The organism is Streptomyces xiamenensis, from assembly GCF_000993785.3.
Lineage (GTDB): Bacteria > Actinomycetota > Actinomycetes > Streptomycetales > Streptomycetaceae > Streptomyces > Streptomyces xiamenensis.
Window position 1 is genome coordinate 47,039 of sequence record NZ_CP009922.3, and the last position, 21,310, is coordinate 68,348.

The window sequence follows — 21,310 nt, forward strand, 5'->3', positions numbered from 1 at the left end:
GCGGCTCTGATTACGGCCACCGGCGGCCAAGCCGTGGCTCTCTCCCGACCTGCGTCCACAGACGGTCCGCAGACCCCCATGGAACAAGATCCGGTACGCGAGGCAGCAGACATCCAGTCTGCGAAGGTAGCTGCCAAGCTCTATGACCGGCAGGTTGAGGCACTTTCCGAGCGCACTGAGACCTCCACAACCTGGGTGAATCCCGATGGCTCGCTGACCACCGACCTCTCGGCCGGCCCCATCCGATTCGAGAACGAAGCCGGCGAATGGGAACCTGTCGACGTCACACTCGTCCGGCGTGACGACGGTTCCCTCGCCGCCAAGTCACACCCCGCCGGCCTGACTCTCGCCGGCGAAGAAGGCGCGGTGGCCACCACCTTGGCGTCAGCAGCCGCGGCACCCGCACGGGACCTGGTACACCTGGGCGACGGCGACGAGAAGGTCATCCTGCAGTGGAAAGGTGGCCTACCCGAGCCGATCATCGAAGGCGACGAGAAAACCGTCGCACGCTACCCAGAGGCTCTGCCTGGCACCGACCTGATCGTTGAATCCACTCGCACGGGCTTCGAGCAGTACCTCGAAATCACCCGTCCTCCCGTCGACGGTGCCTTCTCCTACACCCTGCCACTGAAGACCCAGGGCCTGGAGATCGAACGGCAGGAGGACGGCGGCTTCGTCTTCACCAGCCCCGACACCGGGGATGAGAGAGCGGTGATGCCGGCACCTGTGATGTGGGACGCGACAACCGACACCGTCTCAGGCGACCACGCCAATGTCCGCCCGGTCGAGATGGAGATCAACGGCCAGGGAGAAAACCTTGAACTCGTTCTCACCCCCGACCCCGACTTCCTGACCGACCCCACCACCAGCTACCCCGTAACGGTCGACCCCTCCACCAGCACTCTCGCCAACGTCTTCGACACCCTGGTCAAGCAGGGCGAGACCACCGACTGGTCCACCAATACCGAGCTGCACTTCGGCAACCCCGGAACCACCAACCCCGACGGAACCGAACGCTGGTCCCGCTCCTTCATCACCTGGGACACATCGCCCATCCGCGACGCCCTCATCACCAACGCTGAGCTACGCCTTTACAACACTCACTCCGGCAACACCAACTGTGCCCCAGAGCAGTGGGCCGTCTGGGAGACCGGTGCCGCATCCACCTCTACCCGTTGGGCCAACCAGCCGCAGTGGATCCAACAGCATGCCCTCTCCAACCAGACGGCCGGCCGGCCCAACTGCGGTGGTCCCGGGTGGATCACCGCCAACGTCAGTGATCTCGTGCAGACCTGGGCCTCGGCCCAAAGGACCCGCGGTCACATGGGCCTGCGCACCCCCAGCGCCTCCACTGCACAATGGAAGCAGGTTCGCTCCGCGAACGCCGCCTCCAATCCGCCCCGACTCACCGTCACCTACAACTACCGCCCGCGTACCGGTACTCAGCAGGAAGCAGGGCCTCCGTACTTCTCCTACGGCGGCGAGTACGTCGTCGACTCCACAACCCCCGTCCTGCGTGACACCTTCGTGGACGCCGACGGTGACAGGGTGAACGGCACCTTCGAGATCCGCGACGCCGCCACCGATGCCCGGATCGGCGACTACCTGGTCTCCCCGTGGGTGGCTTCCGGAACCCCGGCCGAAGTCACCGTTCCCGCGAACGTCCTCGCCCACGGAATACGGTACAAGTTCCGCACCAGCCCGTACGACGGCACCCACTACAACCTTGGATGGTCGGCGTGGAAATACTTCACCGTCGACACCCAATCCCCCAACGCCCCATCGGCTATCACCTCCACGGACTACCCCACCGGTCAATGGGTGAAAGGTAAAGGCCAGTCCGGCACCTTCAGTGTCACACCGCCCAGTGGCTCCGATCACCACTGGCTCGAGTGGTCCCTGGACGGCGTCAACTGGACCAAACATGAGACCAACGGTATCTCCGGTGCGCAGCACCTCAAGGTGACTCCAGAGCGCGACGGAACGCATACGCTCCAGGTCCGGGCTGTCGACAGGGCGAATCACCGCTCCGATACCGTCGAGTACACCTTCCATGTCGGCCCCGGAGGCTTCCTCCGGCCATCCGACGGTGAACGCACCGCCCGGCGTCTGGCTCTTGTCGCAGATGCGGACGCCGACACCTACAACAAGGTCACCTTTTCGTGGCGGCGAGCCGAAGCCGACTCCTGGAGCGAGATTCCGCCCGGGCATGTCATCTCCGATGACACGCCGCTGACCTCGTGGCCCGTGCCGTTGGTGGACGGCCGCAACGCACTTCTCGTCTGGAACGCCGCGAATACAGTCGATCCTGACGGTTCCCTGCAGATCAAGGCCGTCTTCGCCGGTCCAGGGGGAGCTGAGGGAAGCACTGCCCCTCTGTCGGTGGTTGTCGACCGCAACGCCTCTGGTGCCGCGTCTCGCGAGATCGGACCCGGTTCAGTGAATCTGCTGACCGGCGACTACTCCATAGACGAGATGGACGCCTCGTACTTCGGGATGGGAGTCAGCCGGACCGCTTCTTCGCGTACGCCTGACGCGGGTGGCAAACAAGAGGGACAGGCCGCGGTCTTCGGCCCGGAGTGGGTCTCAGGGACCGTAGCGGAGCTGACTGGCTCTGACTTCTCTCATCTGAAGGAGATCTCTGATACGGCGGTCGCGGTGGTCACCGCAGACGCCACCGAGATCCACTTCACCGCCAACGCCGCGAAGAACGCTTGGCAACCTGAACCAGGGTCGGAGAATCTGACACTCTCCGGCTCGGTGACCGGTAGCTTCACACTGACCGACTCCGAGGGAACGGTCACAGAATTCACCCGTTCGGCCCCCGACGCCACCACGTGGCCCGTATCGAGCACCCTCCTCGATGGCCTGACAGGCTCCACCACCACCGTGGTGTCCGAGGCTGTCACTGTGGACGGTAAGCAGGAAGCCCGTCCCAAGCGAGTCATCGCGCCCAACTCGGCGGCGAACGCCGCTATCTGCGCCGCCACCCCCTCCACCAAGGGCTGCCGTGCCCTGGAGTTCATCTACGGCGAGGCGACCACCGCCACCGACAGCACACTCGGTGACTACCGCGGGCGGCTTAAAGAGATACGGCTGTGGTCCACCGAGCACGGTGCGGCGAACGCCACAGCGAAAACCGTGACCGCTTACGCGTACGACAGCAAAGGCAGATTGCGGGAATCCTGGAATCCATTGATCATCCCTTTGCTCAAGACAAGCTATACCTATGACGAGGACGGGCGCGTCACTCAGGTGACGCCGCCGGGAGAGCTTCCGTGGAACCTGGTCTACGGACAGGCGGGCAACTCCGCCACCACGGGCGAGGGCATGCTCCTCAAGGTCACCCGCCCCGCCCTCAAGCCAGGGACCACTCAGGAGGTCCAAGGCCAGGCCGTCACGACCGTTGTCTACGACGTGCCACTGACCGGGTCGAGGGCGCCCCATGCCATGGGTGCCACAGAGGTCAGGGCTTGGGGGCAGACTGACCAGCCCACCGACGCCACAGCCGTCTTCCCCGCCGACGCCGCCGCCACTTCCCACACCGGTGGTGATCTCTCCAGAACCGACTACAAGCGCGCCACCATCGCCTACCTGGGCGTCTCGGGACGGCAGGTCAATGTCGCCGAACCAGGGGACCACATCACCACCACCGAGTACGACCGGTTCGGCAACTCGGTCCGTAACCTCACCGCGGCCAACCGCTCCGTGGCTCTTGGCGCCGGCGCTCAGGACCGAACGGCACTGAACGCTCTCGGCATCAGGGACCTCCCCAGCGCCGAACGAGCCGAATTGCTGTCCACTCGCAGCATCTACAACGAATCGGGCACCCGTCTCATAGAGGAGCTCGGGCCGATCCACCGGATCGAGCTGACCAAGGACCTCACAGAGGGCACGACCGTCCGGGTTCCGTCCGGCACCTCGGTAGCCGCGAGGAAATGGACGGTTCTCGAGTACGACGGTGACCGCCCCACCAACGGGTCAGCCACTGTAAGGGACCAAGTCACCAAAGTGACGGTGGGCTCCCAAGTGCGCGAGCATCTGGTGGTCCAGGGCGAAATACGCGAGAGCCAGTTCGTCTATGACTGGGTCAAGGGCCTGCCAGTCAGAACAATCCAGGATCCGAACGGACTTGCTCTTACCTCAGTGAAGGAATATGACGCCAAGGGTCGCACCATCATGGAGCAGCTCCCCGGCTCCAGCAGCGCCGCAGCCTCCACACAGGTGAATGCCTACTGGTCGGCGACTGGCTCCGGACCGTGCGCAGGACGCCCGGAATGGACGGACTTGATCTGTTCCGCAGGCCCGGCAGGCGAGGTGAGTGATCCCGGCAGCCACCCGGCTCAAATGCCGACGACCACGTACGAGTACGACTTCTGGGGCAATGTCACAGCGGAGATCACCAAGGCAAACGGGGTCACCCGCACTTCCAGTACTACTCATGACAGCGCCGGCCGTCCGACAGCCACCACAGTGACGGGCGGCATCGGACAGGCGCTCCCGTCGACCACCACGGAATATGCCAGCAGTACCGGTCGCGAGATCACGACCAGCTCCGCGGATGCAGGCACCATCACCCGGGAGTACGACGCACTGGGCCGTCAGATCTCCTACACGGACGCCGACGGAGGCAACACCAGGGCTGAGTACGACCTCCTGGACCGCCCGGTGAGGATCTCGGACAGCTCGCCGTCAACCGTGACCTACTCCTACGACACCGACTCCGAGCCTCGAGGGCTGCCGATCGGGATAACCGATTCAGTGGCGGGCACCTTCCGCGCGACCTACAACCCGGACGGAGCCATAAGCACGGAAGAGCTTCCTGGTGGGTTCCGCCTGAACATCACCCGGAATTCGTTGGGCGAGGAAACTAATCGCATCTACAGCCGCGACGCGGTCACGGTGTACTCCGATGGCATCACTCGCTCGGCGCACGGACAGGCAACCTCGCACGCGGGGTGGTCCCACCAGTCGTACCGCTACGACGCGGTGGGCCGACTTGTGGGCGTAGACGATACTTATGCGACCGTCTGCGCCCATCGTGCCTACACCTTCGACGCTCGCGCGAACCGGGTGTCCCTTGTGTCGGCAAGCGGGACACCTGGATCCGATTGCCCAACCGGTGGAGGCACAACAGTCACCAGCGTTTACGACAGCGGTGACCGGATTGTCGACGCCGGTTACGTCTACGATGCATTCGGTCGTACGACTTCCTTGCCTGGTGGTGTCACCCTCGGCTACTACACTTCCGACCTCGTGTACCGGCAAATCGCTGACGGCCAGCGCCAGACGTGGGACGTGGATCCCAATCTGCGCCGGCGGGCGACGACAACAGAGTCGGCCAGCGGCAGCACCTGGACAGGCGCGGTCAAGAGCATCAACCACTACGGCGGCGATGACGATATACCGCGCTGGACCATCGAGAACACAGCCACAGGAGAGATGACGCGGAATGTCACATCTCTCTCTGGAGATCTGGCTGCGGTGACAGGAAAGACAAACGGCACAACTCTCATGTTCAGCAACATTCACGGCGACGTCGCCCTCGAATTGCCTCTGGCCGCGGAGAGCGCTCCTACCGCGCTGGACTACGATGAGTACGGCAACCACCGCGCCAACCAAGAACGACCCCGTTACAGCTGGCTGGGCTCCAAACAGCGCACCACGGAGCCAACCGCTGGACTGAGCCTCATGGGATCCCGGCTCTACAACCCGGCCAGTGGGCGATTCTTGTCGGTGGACCCGGTATTCGGAGGCAGCGCGAACGCGTACGAATACTGCAACGCGGACCCGATCAACTGCTACGACCTTTTGGGGACCTTCAAGTACAGCTACTGGAAGAACGCCTGGTGGTCACCCCTTCAGTATCACTGGGTGAGCGTGAAGTTCACACGTAGCGAGACGATGAAGCTGGCTTGGAGCGCTGCTTCGGCCGGTGGGCTCCTCGCCATTGTGAAAGACTACGTGCCGGGGGTCTGGAAGCATGTGGTAAACGGATTGCGCTTCTACGCCTGGACCATCGCGGTCTCCGCAGGTTACATTTACTACAATACGAAAGACTGTGCGAGCGTGAAGGGCGGTTACGCCAGGTGGAGAGGCCGTCTCTTCGGCTGGTACATCCCTCCCACAGTCTGGCGAACTCGCTGCTGAACCGCGGAAAGGCAAATTGCTGATGTCAACTACCAGTAGGCTGATGGCTGTGGCGGAAGCCATCGCCTGCCTGACTCTGGCCGGCATGTGCGTCTCACTCGCTCTCGGAGGGCACGCCATCGCCACGCTGTTCGGGCTCGGAAGTCTGACTTTCGGCTGGGATCTGTGGAGGCGACTTCGGCGAGCACCACTGGCTACCGGAACGGACCAGTAGCGCAGCCGAACTCCAACCGCACCCGATCCCGGGGGGCTGCCGCGAGCCACGCGGCAGCCCCCCGACGTCGTGCATGGCGACCGCCCTGCCGGCGAACGGTAGGGCCAACGGCCCTGATCAAGACTTCCCCTGTCAAGCGGGCAGGGAGTGCGGCGAGCACGGTTTGGATCTCCTGCTGCCCCCGCGCACCGTACAGACACGTCACCGGTAAGGGAGCCGTCCGGGCTTCCCCTGTTCAGGTTCTCCTGCCTGCGGGCGATCCGGCACAACAACGGCTCCACTTCTGAAAGGCCGGGAGTTGTAGCGGCGCAGCGCGGCCGGACTGCCGAGCCCATCAGGACGGGGAGAAGCGGGGCCGAAGTTGACGGCCAGGGCCCGAGGGCCGAACAGGGACGCAGTCGGTGACAGGATGTGACCGAGAACCGGGGCGCGGCCGGGAGGGCGCAGTAGCCATGATAGGCGGGGCAGCCACGCAGCCTGCCCGTGGAACAGGGAGCGGAAGCTAGCTACCGGTCAAGACCGGGCACGAGCAAGCACCCCTCCCCCAGCAACCGGCCGGAAACAGGTCGACCTCGCCTGAAACAAGCGTTTCCAAGACGCGGCAGCAGCAGACGGCGGGAAGGAACGGGTGGTACCCGTCGCACAGGGGGTCTGCGAGGACCGGCACGACGGCCAGCTCAGCCGATCAGTTTCTGAGAACCGTGCCATGTCCTTCTCTGGTCTCCCATCTCACGACGCCCGGACACGATTCCACCTGTCCACCTACCTTGGCCAGCAGCCAAATTCGCATTGCACTCCCACACCACCGCTCTACCTGATGGCATGTCGCACGAATTGATCCACGAGCACCTGCTGATATCGGCCCGGAGGTGGGCGCGTACGGCTGTCGACGCGTTCCTGGAGGAGCCCATCGACCAGGACTTCGCCGTGCACCACATGGCGGTCGCTGTGGAGCACGCGTCCAAGGCGTACCTGGCGTCCATCGCTCCTGTGCTCCTCGCGTCCGGGAAGCAGCCGAGCGTGGACGTCCTCCTGGTCCTGAGTGGGAACGAAGGCAGGACGAGAGGGGCCGCGCCGGGCTCAAGACCATCGGCGGTGAGGGTGCCATCCGCAGGGCAGCCCAGCTCCTGGGCCCTGAGCACAAGGAGCCTGCCAAGCTCAAGGAACTGCGGGAGTCCCGCAACGGCATCACCCACATGGGGTGGGGCCATCCTGTGACCGAGTGCCGCGCACTCCTGGCCGCGGGCATCGAGCACATCAATGCCCTGCTGAAGGCCCTGTCGGCAGAGTCCGCTGGTTTTTGGGGCACGCACCTCGAAGCCTGCACCGCGCTGGTGTCCCAGGCCAGCACCGAGATCCCCCTGATCCTCGAAGAATGGCCCCAGGGCGCGACCCTGTGGGACTACCTCGCCACCGCGCTGCGCAGGCCGACCTCAGCCCTGCTCGTCAGCGGCGAACGCACCCTGGCCGCCGAGTTCCCCACCGAAGCCCAAGCCCGCACCGTCCTGGGCGCCATCGGCCAAGGCGAACGCACCTTCACCCTCATCGGGCGGGCCGCGGGCGGCCTGCACCCCGGCTCCGTCACCCGTTCCCTGGACATCCTCACATCCCGCCGCATGGTCGCCGCCGAGCTACCGCTGTCCACCAAACCGAGTCGCGAGACCCGCTACCGCATCGATGACCCGTACCTGCGCTTCTGGCTCTCTTTCATCGGCCCCGGTATCCCCGCCGTCGAACGCGGCCGCGGCGACCGCGTCCTCGACGCCATCCGCACGAGCTGGACCTCCTGGCGCGGCCGCGCCGTCGAGCCCGTCATCCGCGAAGCGCTCTGGCGGCTGGCCGACGACGTACTCCCGGCCGGGACCAACACCGTCGGCGGCTACTGGACCCGAACCAACGACCCGGAGATCGACCTCATCGGCGCCGACCGCTCCCCCATCGCCAAAAAGGTCACCTTCGCCGGATCGGTCAAGTGGCTGGAAAGCAAGCCCTTCGACGCCCGCGACCTCGCCCGCCTCATCGCCCACCGAGCCCAACTCCCAGGAGCCGACGACACCACCCCACTCCTCGCCGTCACCCGCAACGGCTGCACCGCCGAAGGCATCCGCTCCCTCACCCCCGAAGACCTCCTGAACGCCTGGCACTGACCCGGCACACCGCCCGCGCCACTGCTCCAAACGGTTGAAGCAACGTTCCACAACGTTGTAGTGCCTCTAAGGCGTGTTTGAGATGTTGATCAAGGGTGTGGAACGATCAGGGAGTGGCTCGTGGAGATCTGACGGACGAACAGTGGGCTCGGCTGGAGGCGGTATTGCCGCCGCTGCCGAGGATGGGGCGGAAGCCGCGGGATCGGAGGCAGTGCTTCGACGGGATCTGGTGGCGGGCTCGCACGGGTTCTCCGTGGCGGGATGTGCCCGAGCGATACGGGCCGTGGGAGACCGCGTACACGCTCTTCCGGCGCTGGCAGATCGACGGGACCTGGGCCCGCGTTCTGAAGAAGTTGCAGGTCAAGGCCGATGCGGCGGAGCGACACCCCGGCTGTCTCTACAAAAGAGACAAGAGGGGTGTGACAACGGCTCACCAGGCCGGTCAAGGGCCCTGACCTGCACCGATGCGCAGAGCTAGACGGAAGGGCACGGAAGCGGGATCGGAGGGAGGACCGGAAGCCACAACGGAAGGAACCCCCGAAGGCTTGACCACCGCCACCAGCCGGCACACGAGCCGAACCGCAGGACGAGGACGGAGCCCGCTGCGGCACGGGGCCGGCCGGCTCCCCCCACACCCGACCACCACACCGGTCCACCCCGGTCATCATCACGAACACATGCGCCTCCTTCTGCTGGACCAACGACCTTTCACCCCACCAAAGGGCCGCATAGACCCCCTATGTGACCGGCACCGGCCAAGAACCCGAAAGACGTCCCGTTGGCACAGCACCGGCGGTGGCAGAGCCGCGTCATCGTCGCGGCCCACCCCTTGACCACCACCTGACATCCCGGATCATCCCCTGACCAGGAACACCCCCAACGAGACACACTCGTGCCCCGGGGCCCTTACGCTTCCGGGCATGCTGGAGAACAAGCACCGCGCCGCTACCCTTGGTCACGCCTTCCACCAGCTCGCCGTCGAGGTCTGGGACGTCCTGGAAAGCTGCGGACTACGCCCGTTCGACAGCGTCTCCACGAAAGAAGACGGCGGACGAGGAGGTGTCGGCCTCCGGCTGGTGAAGGACGGAGTCAGCGTCGGCTGGCTACCTGGCGACGATGCGGAGAAGCGCATCTACGAGACCTCGAAGGCCGCTCTGCAGCTGCGGACATCCGGAGCCGTGCTGACCAGCGCCATCTCCACCGTCCTGCTCGCCCACAGCTTCCACGTGCGGGCGGCGCACCAGGAGGACTTGCCGATGCCGCTGCTGCTGGTCACCGGCCGCCAATAGAGTGCCGGGAATCGCCACGGATGCCACAGTGCCGAGCACTCCGAGCCGGCGAGACCGCCAACCGCGGTAGGCACGAGTAGGCAGCAGTAGGCGGAGCAGGCACTGCCGACAACCGGGGTGCCAACACCTATTGGCACCGTGGGCACCCTGCTATGAAGCGACGGTGCTGGTCGCAGCCATCAACGCATGGGTGTGACCAGCAGCGTCACAGCGGCTCTCACACGATGTCGAATTCGTTTCCCTCGGGGTCCTGCATGGCGGCGGCGTAGAGCCCCATGCCCGGCTCATCCTTGATCCGCAGCACGGTGGCACCAGCTTTGACCAGCCGTTCCACTGTGGCCTTGACCCGCTGTGTGCGGATGTCCAGTGGCACGTCACGGCCCCCACCAGGCTTCAGGTCGAAGTGCCACCGGTTCTTGGCGACCTTCGGCTCCGGAACCTGTTGGAACCACACCCTCGGTCCACGTCCCGCGGGATCGATGATCGACTCCGGTATGTCCCCGGCGCCAGCCGGCAACTCTGCCTCGGGCACCCCCACCGCCGCCCAGTAAGCACGCCACGTGGCGTGCCCGCCCGGCGCAGGCTCAGGCACGTAGCCCAGGGCCTCGGCCCAGAACGTCACCATTCGCTGCGGATCGGAGCAGTCGATCGTCAGCTGCACTGTCATTTCCATGCCCGGAGCATCCCAGGCAGGTCTGACAGACGATCCGCTTTCTCAACAGGCCCTGGCCGGGTGGCCCCGGCCTCTCCCCGAGGCCACCCGGGCGGTCAGGCCCACGGGGTGTCACTGGCGGGTTTCTCTGCTCCAGTGCCCATCCGTGGGGTCAGCAGTCCCAGCCGCCGGCCGGGCGGGTTTCGGAGACAGTCGGGTTGCACAGGCTTGGCGTGGCTGGCCGAGCTGGTGACCTGAGCTCTCCGGGGCCGCCGCGAGGCTCTTATGCTGGAGGCCAGCGGCGCGCCGATGTGCGTCCGGGAAAAAATGGGTCCTGCCCTATGTCATGGGAACGATGACGACACGCCCCATCCCCACCCCCGTTGATGTCTACCAAGCCCACGCGATGACTCGCCTCGTGATTGCGGTAGCCCTGTGTGACGCCGTCATACTGGCGATCGGAATCCAGCTCGGCTACACAAACCTGCAGATGTACGCCGTGCTGTTCGCCGAGATGCTCATGCTCGGAGGCGGGATCGCCGGGCTGCTCCTCGGCAGTCCGATTCTCACCTCCACCGCAGCCGCCACGAGCTTCCTGCTGATCGGTGCCCACTGGCTCAGCTGACCCGGTCCGCTGCGCCTGCCCACGCGCCTCCGGATGGATGAGGGAAGTCAGTCCGGCCGCCAGCACCCCCAGCAAATCGCGGGTGCGCGGCACCACACAGGTGGCCCTCCCTTCCTGGCGCAGCCGGGGCCCCACCCCCGCACGCACCACGGAGGACTTGCCGCACCCTGAGGCGCCCAGCACGGTCACCAGCGGATGGTCCAACACCAGGCGAGTGATCCGCTCGGTCTCTTCATCCCGGCCGAAGAACGCCGCCGCGTTGCTCTCCTGGTACGCCTCCAGGCCGGGGAACGGTGATGGCAGGCCCACCACGTCCCGCAACGACGGGGCGGCGGCCACCAGGCGGTCGGTGGGGATCAGGAACGCCACCGGGTGACCGGGATCGGCTGCGACCACCATGCCCACCACAGCGGCCAGCTCGTCGTCCCACACGGGCGCGCCGCTGAACCCCCGGCGCACGGCGTAGCGGCCGTCGGTGGCCTGCTCGAACTGGAGCCAGCCGTTGCCCTGCTGCTGCCGTAGCACCGCGGAGTGCCACACGCTCTGGTCGTGGCTGTGGGGAAACCGAGCGTTCTGGCGCGGTGTCCCCATAGTTGGTCGCCGCTCTCCATCAGCGGTACGTGTTGGGTGCCGGGCAGTGGCGCCGCCATCTCCAGTACGGCGACATCCGCCTGTGGGTGCCAGTCGCGCACCCGTCGCTGGGAAGGGCCCGGGGCCGTCGACGGCCCCGACGTCCACCATGACCCGGGTGCCGGGGCTCGTTTCCTCGCCCGCACGGATCATGTGTGCGCAGGTGACGGCGAGCCGTTCGGACACCAGGAACGCGGCTCCCGCCACGGAGCCGTCGGGCCGCAGCACCCGCAGGATGCCGCCTGCCAGCGGTGCGGGTTCGAGCGCGGTCACCGCGGATCGGGTTACGGTCGCCAGGTCTTGGCCTCGGAGGCGGCGGCGATCAGGATGTCCGCCTCCGCCGTCAGGGAGATGCCGGAGTCGAGGCTGATCTCCTCCGGCGGGCTCCATGTCCGAGAACCGCGCCACGAACGTCTCCGCGACGGGCCGCACCACGCCCAGCGACCTCGTCGCCCGCCAGACCGGCAGTTCGCCCCTCCTGCCGACCGGCACCACACCCTGCTCGCTGTCCGGCACGGCCTCCCGGACATGTACCCGGACGTACTCAGTGCCCTCGTCGGGTCACCGGCAACTCGATCACGTGCACGAAATCCACCTCTTCTCCACCTCTGGCGGATATGCCCGATCCGCTGGGCGCGTACGCGTACACAGGAATCCCATGTAATTTTCTGCCGCAGGAATCCGGTCGTTCTCACGGCGTGCCGACCTGCTGACGGATCGTTGGCGGGGACCGGTCGTGGGCGCAGCCGAACGGGGCATTCCGCCGCAGCGGGATCTGTCCGATGACTCACGCCATGGCCATCGGCCGCTGACCGGCACGAGTACCCAACTCGCCATTCACACCAGACCCGTGAGCAGTAACTTCAGCTTGCACACCGCTCATTGAGGTGCGGTTGCGGTTCGTATGATCATTTCGACAAGCTGATCGCCGGTAACGTGCCACTTCTTGGCCTCCAGGAGACCACCGTTCTCGAAGCTGATGATGCCGTGCACGCTGGTCAGCAACATCGCACCGACCGGCCGGGCGCGCTGTGGATCCGCGAGGGCGCCCGCGACGATCGAAAGGAACTGGTCGTGCGTGCGTGACACCGCAGCGATCGCTTCGCTGGAGGCAGTCGATGGCGCGCCAAACATCAACGCATAGGCGTGTGGGCGCCGCCGACCGACATCCATCAGGCCAGCCAGTGCGCGCGCCAGGCGCTCGGGCGGCGTCAGATGTTCCGCCGCAATGAGTGCTTCGAGGTCTTCGCTAACCTGTCCCCAGCTCCTGGCTGCGACCGCGGCGAGCAGGTGCTCCTTGTCCGGAAAATGTCCGTACGGCGCACCGCGAGACACCTCCGCCCTGCCCCCCACGGCGCGCAGGGTCACCGCGCCGGGCCCGCCCTCGTCCAGCAGATCGGCGGCAGCTTCGACCAGCGCTCGCCGGGTGGCTGCGGCACTTTCCAATCGGCTGACCATGCCCCCAATGTTACGTGACGCCGTCACACGACTCGTTTGACAATGTCATACGAGTTGCTATCGTCACTCGCATGACAACGTCATATGAGCACTCCGAGATGATCCTTATTACCGGCGCGTCGACCGGCATGGGTGCCGCGACCGCCCGCGAGCTTGCCCGCCGCGGCTTTCATGTTCTGGCAAGCGTCCGGCGCCAATCCGACGCTGACACGCTGCGGAACGCGGGACTGGAGCCGGTGCTGCTGGACATCACCGATCCCGAACAGATCGCCTCAGTTTCCCAACGTATCGCCGACGACCCGGCAGGGCGACCGCTTCGCGCAGTGATCAACAACGCCGGCATCGCCATCAACGCGCCGGTCGAGGTGCTGTCGATGGAGGAGTGGCAACGGCAATTCGACGTGAACTTCTTCGGGCACGTCGCGGTGACCAAAGCCGTCCTGCCCGCACTGCACGCCAGCGGCGGCCGGGTGGTGAACATCAGCTCCATCGGAGGCCGGATCGCGATGCCGACCTACGGCGCCTACGCCGCTGCCAAGTTCGCCATGGAAGCGATGAGCGACTCCCTGCGGCGGGAGCTCGCACCTCACGGCGTGCAGGTCGTGGTCGTCGAGCCCGGCGGGGTAAAGACCGAGATGACCGGCCACGGCATCGAGCGGGCGAAAGACACCATTGCCACGTTGTCGCCGACCCAGCGCAGCCGCTACGGCGAGCTACTACAGGCGATCATCAACCAGGCGACATCGTTCACCGACTCCGGACTGTCCGCCGAGGCCGCAGCCCTGGTCATCGCCAAGGCCGCGACCGCCCGGCGCCCGCGCACCCGATACACCATCGGGCGCGACGCGGCCGTACTCACCCGCCTGTCACGGATCCTCTCCGACAAGATGCTCGACCGCATCCTTGCCGCCAACCTTCGCCCCCATTACCCCAAACCGCACGGCGCGTGATCAATTGTTCCAGCAGGGAAGGGGTGTATCAGGAATCAGACACTCCCGACCCGTGCCTTGGAACGACAGGGGCCGCCCGGGGCTGGTATCGACAGCCCCGGGCTTCAGCTTCCGGTGAGGGCGGCGCGTGCGAGGGTGAGCGCGGCGGTGAGGGTATCGGGGACGGTTTCGCGGACCGGGCACCGTGGCGGCGGCCGCCCCAGGCCGGGTAGCGGTTGCGCTCGGGGGTGGGGCAATCCGGCGGACAGCCGAGGACGGCCCGGCCGGTCGTGACGTCCAGCCCGAACTCCACATCGGTGGTGAGGCGCGGCAGCACCTCCAGAACGAGGGGAGAGTCAGACGGCCAGCTCCAGTCCACGGTCCGCGCACCGCACGCAGGCCCAGACCTACCTCAGCGGCAGACAGCCCGGATCGGCCTGCCGCCAGGGAAAGCTGGGGATGCCGTGCGGCTCACCGGCCGGGTCGTCGTCACGCGCACGCATCGGCCGCTCCCTGGCCAAGGAGCGCGGCGGCTTCGGAGGCGGTGATGACCTGGTGAAATCCTCCGTGCAGCAGCTGGTCGTGCGTGGGGAGCTGGCCGTGCATGTTCTCGATCACGTTGCTCGGGAACCACTCGGGCCTGGTCGCGGAGCATGTGCTCGGCTGCCCTCCCGGTCCGTATGCGCTCTGCTGCTGCCGCGTTGCGGGCGAGACAGACCAACAGCGGGGTGGGGTGGAGGATGGCGAGGGTGGGGCGGCGCCATCGGCGAGCGCGCGCGAGCAGATCGGCGCGTCCGGTGGCAAGGAGGTTGGTGGAGTTCCCTGTCAAGTTCTTCTGTTCACCCGTCAGGGCTCGGACTCTCGGTGTGGTGCCTGGGTGATGGCCGCAGTCTTCAGCGAGTCGCCGGGCATGCGGTACTACGGGGGTTAGACGGACGGAACGGCCGCCGATCACAACGGTGGCTATGGCCGCCAAGTGCCGAAAAATGACGGTCGACACTCGGCGGGGCGGAGCGTCGACCGGACATTCGTATGGATACAGCGTTCCCGGAGTTCCGGTCTGCCGGGAGCCTGGTTCGGAACGGGTGATGTGATGGAGGCCCAGAGCAGGCTGGGAAGGCACATTGCTCGGCGGACCGGTAGGCCTCGTGCTGCGCCTTCGGCGTTCAGGGCGATCGGAGACCGACTGCCAGGAGTACCCGCTCGTCCGCCCGGTACGGGTAGGAGCGATCGTGATCGAGGCTTGTCTGAAGCAGCCCCCTTGCTCCTTATCCGCGTGGAACAGCGACAGGGTGGCGCAGTCCGTGCACTTCTCGCAGGTGCGGAACGGGCTCAGCCGGTGGAGCCCTTTCCGGGCCGGTCCTGTGTATCGCAGGCTTTCGGTGGGGAGGACCGGGTGGTCTCCCATCAGCCGCCGAAGGGTGATGACATCCGACTCGTCGTGGCGATCTCACGCCACGTTAATCACATCGAGCAGCCGCAGGTCAGCAAGGACAGCGAGATCAGTCGATATCGGCTTCATTTGCGAGGCCGGTCGTAAGAAGTGTGCTGTATACGAGCAGGGTTTCTGCGGCCCTGAGTACAGCCGCCTACTCCTTCGCTTGGGCTTCCTCCTTCCCATCGGTACTCCTCTGAGCTTCGACGTTCCGCCAGCGCAGAGCGATCGGATAGGGATAGCGGGTGCGGATGATGAAGCCCGGATCGTCGAGTTGGGCAGCCGCAAGGGGACCGGAGCCGAGTGAGCTGGCCAGTAGCAATTATGTGCCGCCTGGCCTCCTCCTGGCTTGTGTTCGTGTCGAAGACCGACGCTGCGACCGCTCTGTCGACAGGGGTTCGGCAGGGCGCAGAACGATGATGTTGCGCACAGCGACTGCAGGCAGGTCGGTCTCCTGGACCAAGGCAGCCTTCGACCGGCCGTCAAATGTCACCGAGGACAGCAGGATGTCACCGGGGCGGAGGTGAAAGCGTTCCGGTGCATCGCTCCGCCAGTCATCGGCTTCCGGATCGCGGTCCGTGATCTTCCCGCCCGGCTCGATGTGCTTCAGCGCGATGAGCCGGACAGCTCCCGGGGCGGTGGGCTCGCAGGAGCCCTCCGTCCTGCGGCGATCAATGGTCCATCCGCGGAGGACAGTGGAGAACACCGATTCGAACGGCCGGCGGTTGACCAACGGAGGTTCTTCGTGCTGCTGGTCAGTGCAGGACAAGATCCCCCCAGGGATCGTGATGACGAGCTCCTACGACCTCGCAGGGTGCTCACCCGACAGGAGTTCGGACAGCGGCGATGAGCCGGGCACGGTCGGGCGCGAGCCGCGCAAGTGAGGCATCGAGCATCACCCGCATGATGGTTCCAGCGGAGTCCTGAATCAGGTCGGAATGCGGATGACGTTGCCGGCACTGTCTGGACCTGCGGCGGCGGGTCACGGTGAAAGGTGAGTACGGCGGCGGCGAGGGTGAGCCGGGTGATCTGCTGACGGAGTTCAAGGATCTCAGCGTTCTGGTCGGCGATGGTCTGCTTGAGCTTGACGACGGTCTCGCGAAGCTTCTTCTCGCTCTACGGCAGTTGCTGGGACTCGGTGCGGACGCGCTCGCAGAAGGCGTTCTTCAGGTCCGCGTGGCGTTTCATCAAGGCCATGCGGTGGACTCCGGCTTCGGCCGCGAGGGCGGCGGCAGTCTATGACGAACTGACCGTTCCCTTCACCACTCACCCCACGCCAGAGGAGCCCAGTTGAGCGAGCTGGTCAGCACCCGGATCCGCACCACAGCCGCCAAGCTCGGCCTGCCCCACCTGGCCGAGAGCCTGAACCAGTACGCCGGCCGGGCAGACGAGGCCAAGATGGGCTACCTCGACTTCCTCGATCTGGTCCTGGCCGAGGAACTCGCCATTCGTGACGACCGGCGCTTCCGCCAGAGCCTGCGGCTGTCCAAGCTGCCGCACCACGAGACGCTCGACGAGTACGACTTTTCCTTCCAGCCCGAACTCGATCCCCGCAAGATCAAGGACCTCGCCATCCTCGCCTTCGTCGAGGCCAAGGCCAATGCGGCCCTGCTGGTCCCGCCCGGGGTCGGCAAGACCCACATCGCCGTCGCGCTCCCGGTCGTCGCCTGCCGGGCCGGCTTCTCGGTCTACTTCACAACCCTCGACGACATGGTCCGCCAGCTCAAGGCCGCCGAGGCAGCAGGCCGGCTCAGCAGCAAGCTCCGCACCTACCTTCGCCCCGGCGTCCTCGTCGTCGATGAAGTCGGCTACCAGCCTCTCGAACGCGGTGAGGCGAACCTGGTGTTCCAGGTGATCTCCAAGCGCCACGAAAAGGGCTCAATCATCCTGACTTCGAACAGGACCATCAGTGAATGGGTACCACGTGTTCGGTGATGAAGTCCTCGCCACAGCCATCCTCGACCGGCTCCTGTACCACTGTGATGTCGTCTCCATCAACGGCCCCAGCTGCCGACAGAAGAGCCGGCTCGCCGCCATCGGACGCGACACCAACGTGGCCTGACCCGCAGCGGCCGCCACCTCGTCCGGCATCCTGGAGCGGTGAGCACAACCCAACGCCTTCACTCACTTTCGTTCCCAGCCCGAGGGACGAGTCATGGGGCCCTGAGTGGGTGCCACTCGACGCCTTCCGCGAGCCCACGGTGGTTGAGGAGCTCGCCCAGGCTGCCTTCATCTGGGAAAACTTCAAGGTCGACGTCAGCCTGAGGATCGGCAATGGCGACTTCTCCAACGCCGCGACCTCCGTCTGCGTTCTGGATTTTGTCCTGATGCTTCAAGCCGCAAGGGTCACGCTCCGTGAAAGCAGGCTCGCAGTGTTCGAACTGTCCGATCGACAGGGCGAATGGCACTTCACGCGGGACAAAGAACTGATCGGCTTGCGCACTCAATACGCCACCCGGAAGGGCTGGCACTTCCGCCCCGCAGAAGGGCACTGCCGGGCAGGTGAGTTCGACAGCCTGGTGGAGCAGTCCCTGAGGGACGCCCTCGCTCTGATCTTCTCGAGGCAACCTGTGACACGACAGAGCCCCTACCTACAGGCCCTCGCGAGCAACGGCTTCGATGCTGCCTGAGCAACCCTGATCCGTGCTGTTGACCGGGCACGTTCCTCCGTACCTGCCTGAGCACTTCTGGAGTACACCGACAGTGTGATCGAACAGGCAAGCCAAGCCCAGTGGCTCACCGTTACCGATCACGGAAGCTGGGCCAGAGCCCCTTTGAAGTGAACGAAGCCAGCCCTCGCTCATACAGAGCCTGAGTTAGCCGTTTGGGGCGCCCGTGGGCAGCGGTCTTCCGGAGCAGGTGCGTGGTGGTGGATGTCGGCGGGGACGGGAAGCGGCGTGGGACGGTCATGCGAGGGGGTCGGGACGATGCCGGCCGGCGAGGATCCGCGTGGTCGGCCAGACAGGTCCTCGCCGCCCGCTACGGCGAGACCGCCGCCATCCGTGTCGCCGGACTCCGCCTCGCCACCTGCTTTACCCGGCCGGCGAGGCGATCCGAAAAGCGCTCAGCCCTTCTGAGGCGAGGACGCGGTCCCGTGCGGCGGCTCGCCCAGCGGGTGCACAGCGACGGCGATCTTGCCGCTCGGGCGCCGGCGACCCTCACCGGCGGAGCCGCCTTCCAACAGCGCGTGCGCCTGCGCGATGTCGGCCAGCGGCAGCACGGTGCCGATCACCGGACGGAGTTCTCCCCGGTCGACCAGTCGACCGAGGGCCTCAAGCTTCGCCCGGCCGGGGCTGACGAAGACGAAGTGATAGGTCGCGTTCACGCCCCACGCCGCAAGCAGATTCTGGGGCTCGGGGATGTCCACGATGGACACCACGCGGCCCCGGTCAGCGAGGACCTCCGGGCTGCGGGTGAGAGTGTCCCCACCCACGGTGTCCAGCACGACGTCCACCCCGCCCAGCGCGCGGACCTGTGGCACGTAGTCACCGGTCGAGAAGTCGATCGCGGTGTCGGCTCCCAGCCCGGTGACGAACTCGTGGTCCCTGGCCCGCGCGGTGGTCACCACCTCGGCCCCCAGTGCGCGGGCGACCTGGACGGCGACCGAGCCGACCCCGCCCGCTCCGCCGTGCACCAGGACCCGTTCCCCGGCCCGCACCCCGGCGCGCTCGACCAGAGCCTCCCACACCGTCACGCCCACCAGTGCGAGACCGGCTGCCTCGATGTGCGGCAGGCTCGCAGGCTTGCGGGCGACCAGGGTCTGATCGACCACGTGAAACTCGGCATAGGTTCCCTGCCCGGCGAACACCGGTGCCAGGTACCAGACCTCGTCGCCGGGCTGGAAGTCGTCCGCCCCGGGGCCGGTCCCGACCACCACGCCGGACACATCGTTGCCGATCACAGCGGGCAGCGCCACCTGGTCGCGGTAGTCACCGCGCCGGGTCTGCAGATCGAGGGGGTTCACCGAGGTGGCCATCACACGCACCAGCACCTGCCCGGGCCCCGGAGTGGGCCTTGGCAACTCCCGGGCGGCGAAGGCGGCGTCCGCGCCACCGAAGCGGACGAGTTCCATCACATGCATCGAGGTAGACATGCAGGCACCATAGATTGACATATTGCTAATCGTCAATGTGATTTTGCGCTACGATGAGCCAGTGATCTCGGAGGCGGAGCTGCTGGCTGTGTTCCGGGCCCTGTCCAACCCCGCCCGCCGCCAGATGCTGGTGTGGCTCAAGGAGCCGATGAGCTTCCCCGGTCAGGAGCCCGAGGACATCGAGATCGGCGTCTGTGTGACCGACATCCAGCGGCGTTCGGGCCTGAGCCAGCCGACCACCTCGCAGTACCTCGCGATGCTCCGGCAAGCAGGACTGGTGATCGCCACCCGGCGGGGAAAGTGGACCTATTACCGCCGCGACGAGGCGAACATCGCCCGCCTCTTGGAAACCCTTCGCGACGTCTTTTAAACTCGGCGTTCAACATCACCGGTTCACTCGACCCGCTGATCTCGTGTTCTTCGAGGGGCAGCAGGACATCTTTCACCCTTCGAGGCGTCGAGCAACATCGCCTGAAGGAACGGCCGCCACGGCTGTGCGGACGCGCTCTTCGGCTCACCGACGCGGTGCTGCGCGCGGACGGGCCGGTAAGAACCCTGGTCGAGCTCTCCTGGGCGGTCGAGCACCGGCGCGGGCACGATGCGCTGTACGCGGCCCTGGATCATGGCCGACTGGAGCCGACAAGGTTGCGCCGCGCGCCGGCGGATCTGCCGCCGCCGAGGGCGGCAGACGGGCGGATCGTGCTCGCCCTGGACGTCTCGCAGCGCCACTTTCCGGTCTGTCAGTGGCGCGCGATCCGCACCAGGGCGTCCAGTGCGCTCACCCCGGAGCCGGCAAGCCCCAACAAGAGCGGGTTGACCTCCGCCTCGAGCACATCGGGCCGGTCCACCGCGAGTCGGAACAGGACGACGATCACCTGAGCGAGGGCGTCGACATCGGCTTCTGGCGCACCTCGGTAGCCGTCCAGCACGGCCAGTCCCTCGACCCCACGGACCATTTCCAGCGCCGTGTCGTGATCGACCGGGGCGAGGCTCACGGCGGAGTCGGCGTACAGCTCAGCGGGGACTCCTCCGGTGGACAGCACCACGATCGGCCGACATCGGCCCTCCTGAATGCTGTTCTCTTCGCACCATCACTGCGGCGGCGCTTCGATTGTTGGTCCGATCCGTAGCGGGCGTTGACGTGCGGATGCGAGCGGTGCCCGCAGCTCGGGGTCACCGTTTCTACAGGAACTCCTCTGGCTCGCCGGCGAGTTTGGCGGCGATGCGGCCGAGGGCCGCGAGCTCTTGGGGATCGAGCTGGTCGACGAAGTGGCGCCGCACCGATGCGACATGAGTGGGAGCGGCTTGCCGGAGTGTGTCCAGTCCCCTCTCGGTGAGAACGAGGAGGCAGCCCCTGCCGTCAGCCGGGTCCGGTGCACGGCGGAGGAGCCCACGTGCCTCCATGCGGGTGGCTTGGCGGGACAAACGGCTTCGAGACCACCCCATCTTGGCGGCCTGCTCACGCAGGGTGCTCGTGCCGTCGGTGCGCTCGGACAGGGTGCTGAGCACCTCGTAGTCGGGTTCGGACAGCCCGAGTTCGGCCAGGTCCTGTGCGGTGCGGGCCTGCACGGCGGTCACCATGCGGCGGTATGCCCTCCAGGCGCGCTCTTCTTCCGGACCGAGCCAGCGGGTAGCACTGCCAGACGCTCTCGTTGACATGTAATCAACTTACCAGCTAGCTTCATTTC

At 66.3% G+C, this 21,310-nt stretch carries 13 protein-coding genes and 3 pseudogenes; 10 read left to right on the top strand and 6 right to left on the bottom strand.

The features are described 5' to 3' along the window. Positions 1 to 78: 78 nt before the first annotated feature. From SXIM_RS00190 to SXIM_RS00205, 4 genes and pseudogenes are all read left to right on the top strand, one after another. Complete coding sequence (locus SXIM_RS00190) at positions 79 to 6,150, top strand: DNRLRE domain-containing protein (protein ID WP_246156794.1); 6,072 nt, start codon at positions 79 to 81, stop codon at positions 6,148 to 6,150. A 1,569-nt stretch (positions 6,151 to 7,719) separates the two neighbouring features. Continuing rightward, positions 7,720 to 8,511: pseudogene (locus SXIM_RS00195) on the top strand (DUF234 domain-containing protein); the annotation flags it as partial. A gap of 113 nt (positions 8,512 to 8,624) precedes the next feature. Then, positions 8,625 to 8,966 (top strand): transposase, encoded by a 342-nt coding sequence (locus SXIM_RS00200; protein WP_168222731.1) that lies wholly within the window; start codon positions 8,625 to 8,627, stop codon positions 8,964 to 8,966. Between the two features lie 465 nt (positions 8,967 to 9,431). Continuing rightward, positions 9,432 to 9,800 (top strand): hypothetical protein, encoded by a 369-nt coding sequence (locus SXIM_RS00205; protein WP_148236044.1) that lies wholly within the window; start codon positions 9,432 to 9,434, stop codon positions 9,798 to 9,800. 217 nt (positions 9,801 to 10,017) lie between these two features. Here SXIM_RS00205 and SXIM_RS00210 read toward each other — a convergent pair whose 3' ends face one another. The 3 genes from SXIM_RS00210 to SXIM_RS00220 all read right to left on the bottom strand — a co-directional run bounded on the left by SXIM_RS00210 (position 10,018) and on the right by SXIM_RS00220 (position 13,165). Continuing rightward, positions 10,018 to 10,473 (bottom strand): VOC family protein, encoded by a 456-nt coding sequence (locus SXIM_RS00210; RefSeq protein WP_030738754.1) that lies wholly within the window; start codon positions 10,471 to 10,473, stop codon positions 10,018 to 10,020. A gap of 262 nt (positions 10,474 to 10,735) precedes the next feature. Then, entirely contained in the window at positions 10,736 to 11,980 is a 1,245-nt protein-coding gene (locus SXIM_RS00215; RefSeq protein WP_148236045.1) for an ATP-binding protein, read from the bottom strand. 606 nt (positions 11,981 to 12,586) lie between these two features. Continuing rightward, a complete protein-coding gene (locus SXIM_RS00220) occupies positions 12,587 to 13,165 on the bottom strand; it encodes a TetR/AcrR family transcriptional regulator (RefSeq protein ID WP_030738742.1) in 579 nt (192 codons plus the stop codon). A gap of 71 nt (positions 13,166 to 13,236) precedes the next feature. On the opposite strand from SXIM_RS00220, the gene SXIM_RS00225 reads away from it, so the two are divergent. The 4 genes and pseudogenes from SXIM_RS00225 to SXIM_RS00245 all read left to right on the top strand — a co-directional run bounded on the left by SXIM_RS00225 (position 13,237) and on the right by SXIM_RS00245 (position 18,159). Then, a complete protein-coding gene (locus SXIM_RS00225; RefSeq protein ID WP_046722571.1) occupies positions 13,237 to 14,115 on the top strand; it encodes an SDR family oxidoreductase in 879 nt (292 codons plus the stop codon). 2,401 nt (positions 14,116 to 16,516) lie between these two features. Then, positions 16,517 to 16,771, top strand: coding sequence for a hypothetical protein (locus tag SXIM_RS28760; RefSeq protein ID WP_158708095.1), 255 nt, complete (start codon positions 16,517 to 16,519; stop codon positions 16,769 to 16,771). A 48-nt stretch (positions 16,772 to 16,819) separates the two neighbouring features. Next, positions 16,820 to 17,591 (top strand): annotated as a pseudogene (gene istB, locus SXIM_RS00240) (IS21-like element helper ATPase IstB). A 109-nt stretch (positions 17,592 to 17,700) separates the two neighbouring features. Beyond that, positions 17,701 to 18,159, top strand: a complete 459-nt coding sequence (locus SXIM_RS00245; protein WP_053116045.1) for a hypothetical protein — start codon at positions 17,701 to 17,703, stop codon at positions 18,157 to 18,159. Between the two features lie 434 nt (positions 18,160 to 18,593). Here SXIM_RS00245 and SXIM_RS00250 read toward each other — a convergent pair whose 3' ends face one another. Further along, positions 18,594 to 19,622, bottom strand: a complete 1,029-nt coding sequence (locus SXIM_RS00250) for a zinc-binding dehydrogenase (protein ID WP_046722575.1) — start codon at positions 19,620 to 19,622, stop codon at positions 18,594 to 18,596. A 61-nt stretch (positions 19,623 to 19,683) separates the two neighbouring features. Here SXIM_RS00250 and SXIM_RS00255 point away from each other — a divergent pair, with 61 nt between their 5' ends. Then, on the top strand, positions 19,684 to 19,992 hold the full coding sequence (locus tag SXIM_RS00255; RefSeq protein ID WP_030738721.1) for an ArsR/SmtB family transcription factor: 309 nt from the start codon (positions 19,684 to 19,686) through the stop codon (positions 19,990 to 19,992). A 126-nt stretch (positions 19,993 to 20,118) separates the two neighbouring features. Beyond that, positions 20,119 to 20,342, top strand: a pseudogene (locus tag SXIM_RS00260) (transposase); the annotation flags it as partial. Between the two features lie 20 nt (positions 20,343 to 20,362). Here the strand turns inward: SXIM_RS00260 and SXIM_RS00265 are convergent. Then, entirely contained in the window at positions 20,363 to 20,668 is a 306-nt protein-coding gene (locus SXIM_RS00265; protein ID WP_046722576.1) for an acetate--CoA ligase family protein, read from the bottom strand. Between the two features lie 136 nt (positions 20,669 to 20,804). Then, positions 20,805 to 21,281, bottom strand: a complete 477-nt coding sequence (locus SXIM_RS00270; RefSeq protein ID WP_046722577.1) for a MarR family winged helix-turn-helix transcriptional regulator — start codon at positions 21,279 to 21,281, stop codon at positions 20,805 to 20,807. Positions 21,282 to 21,310: the final 29 nt, after the last annotated feature.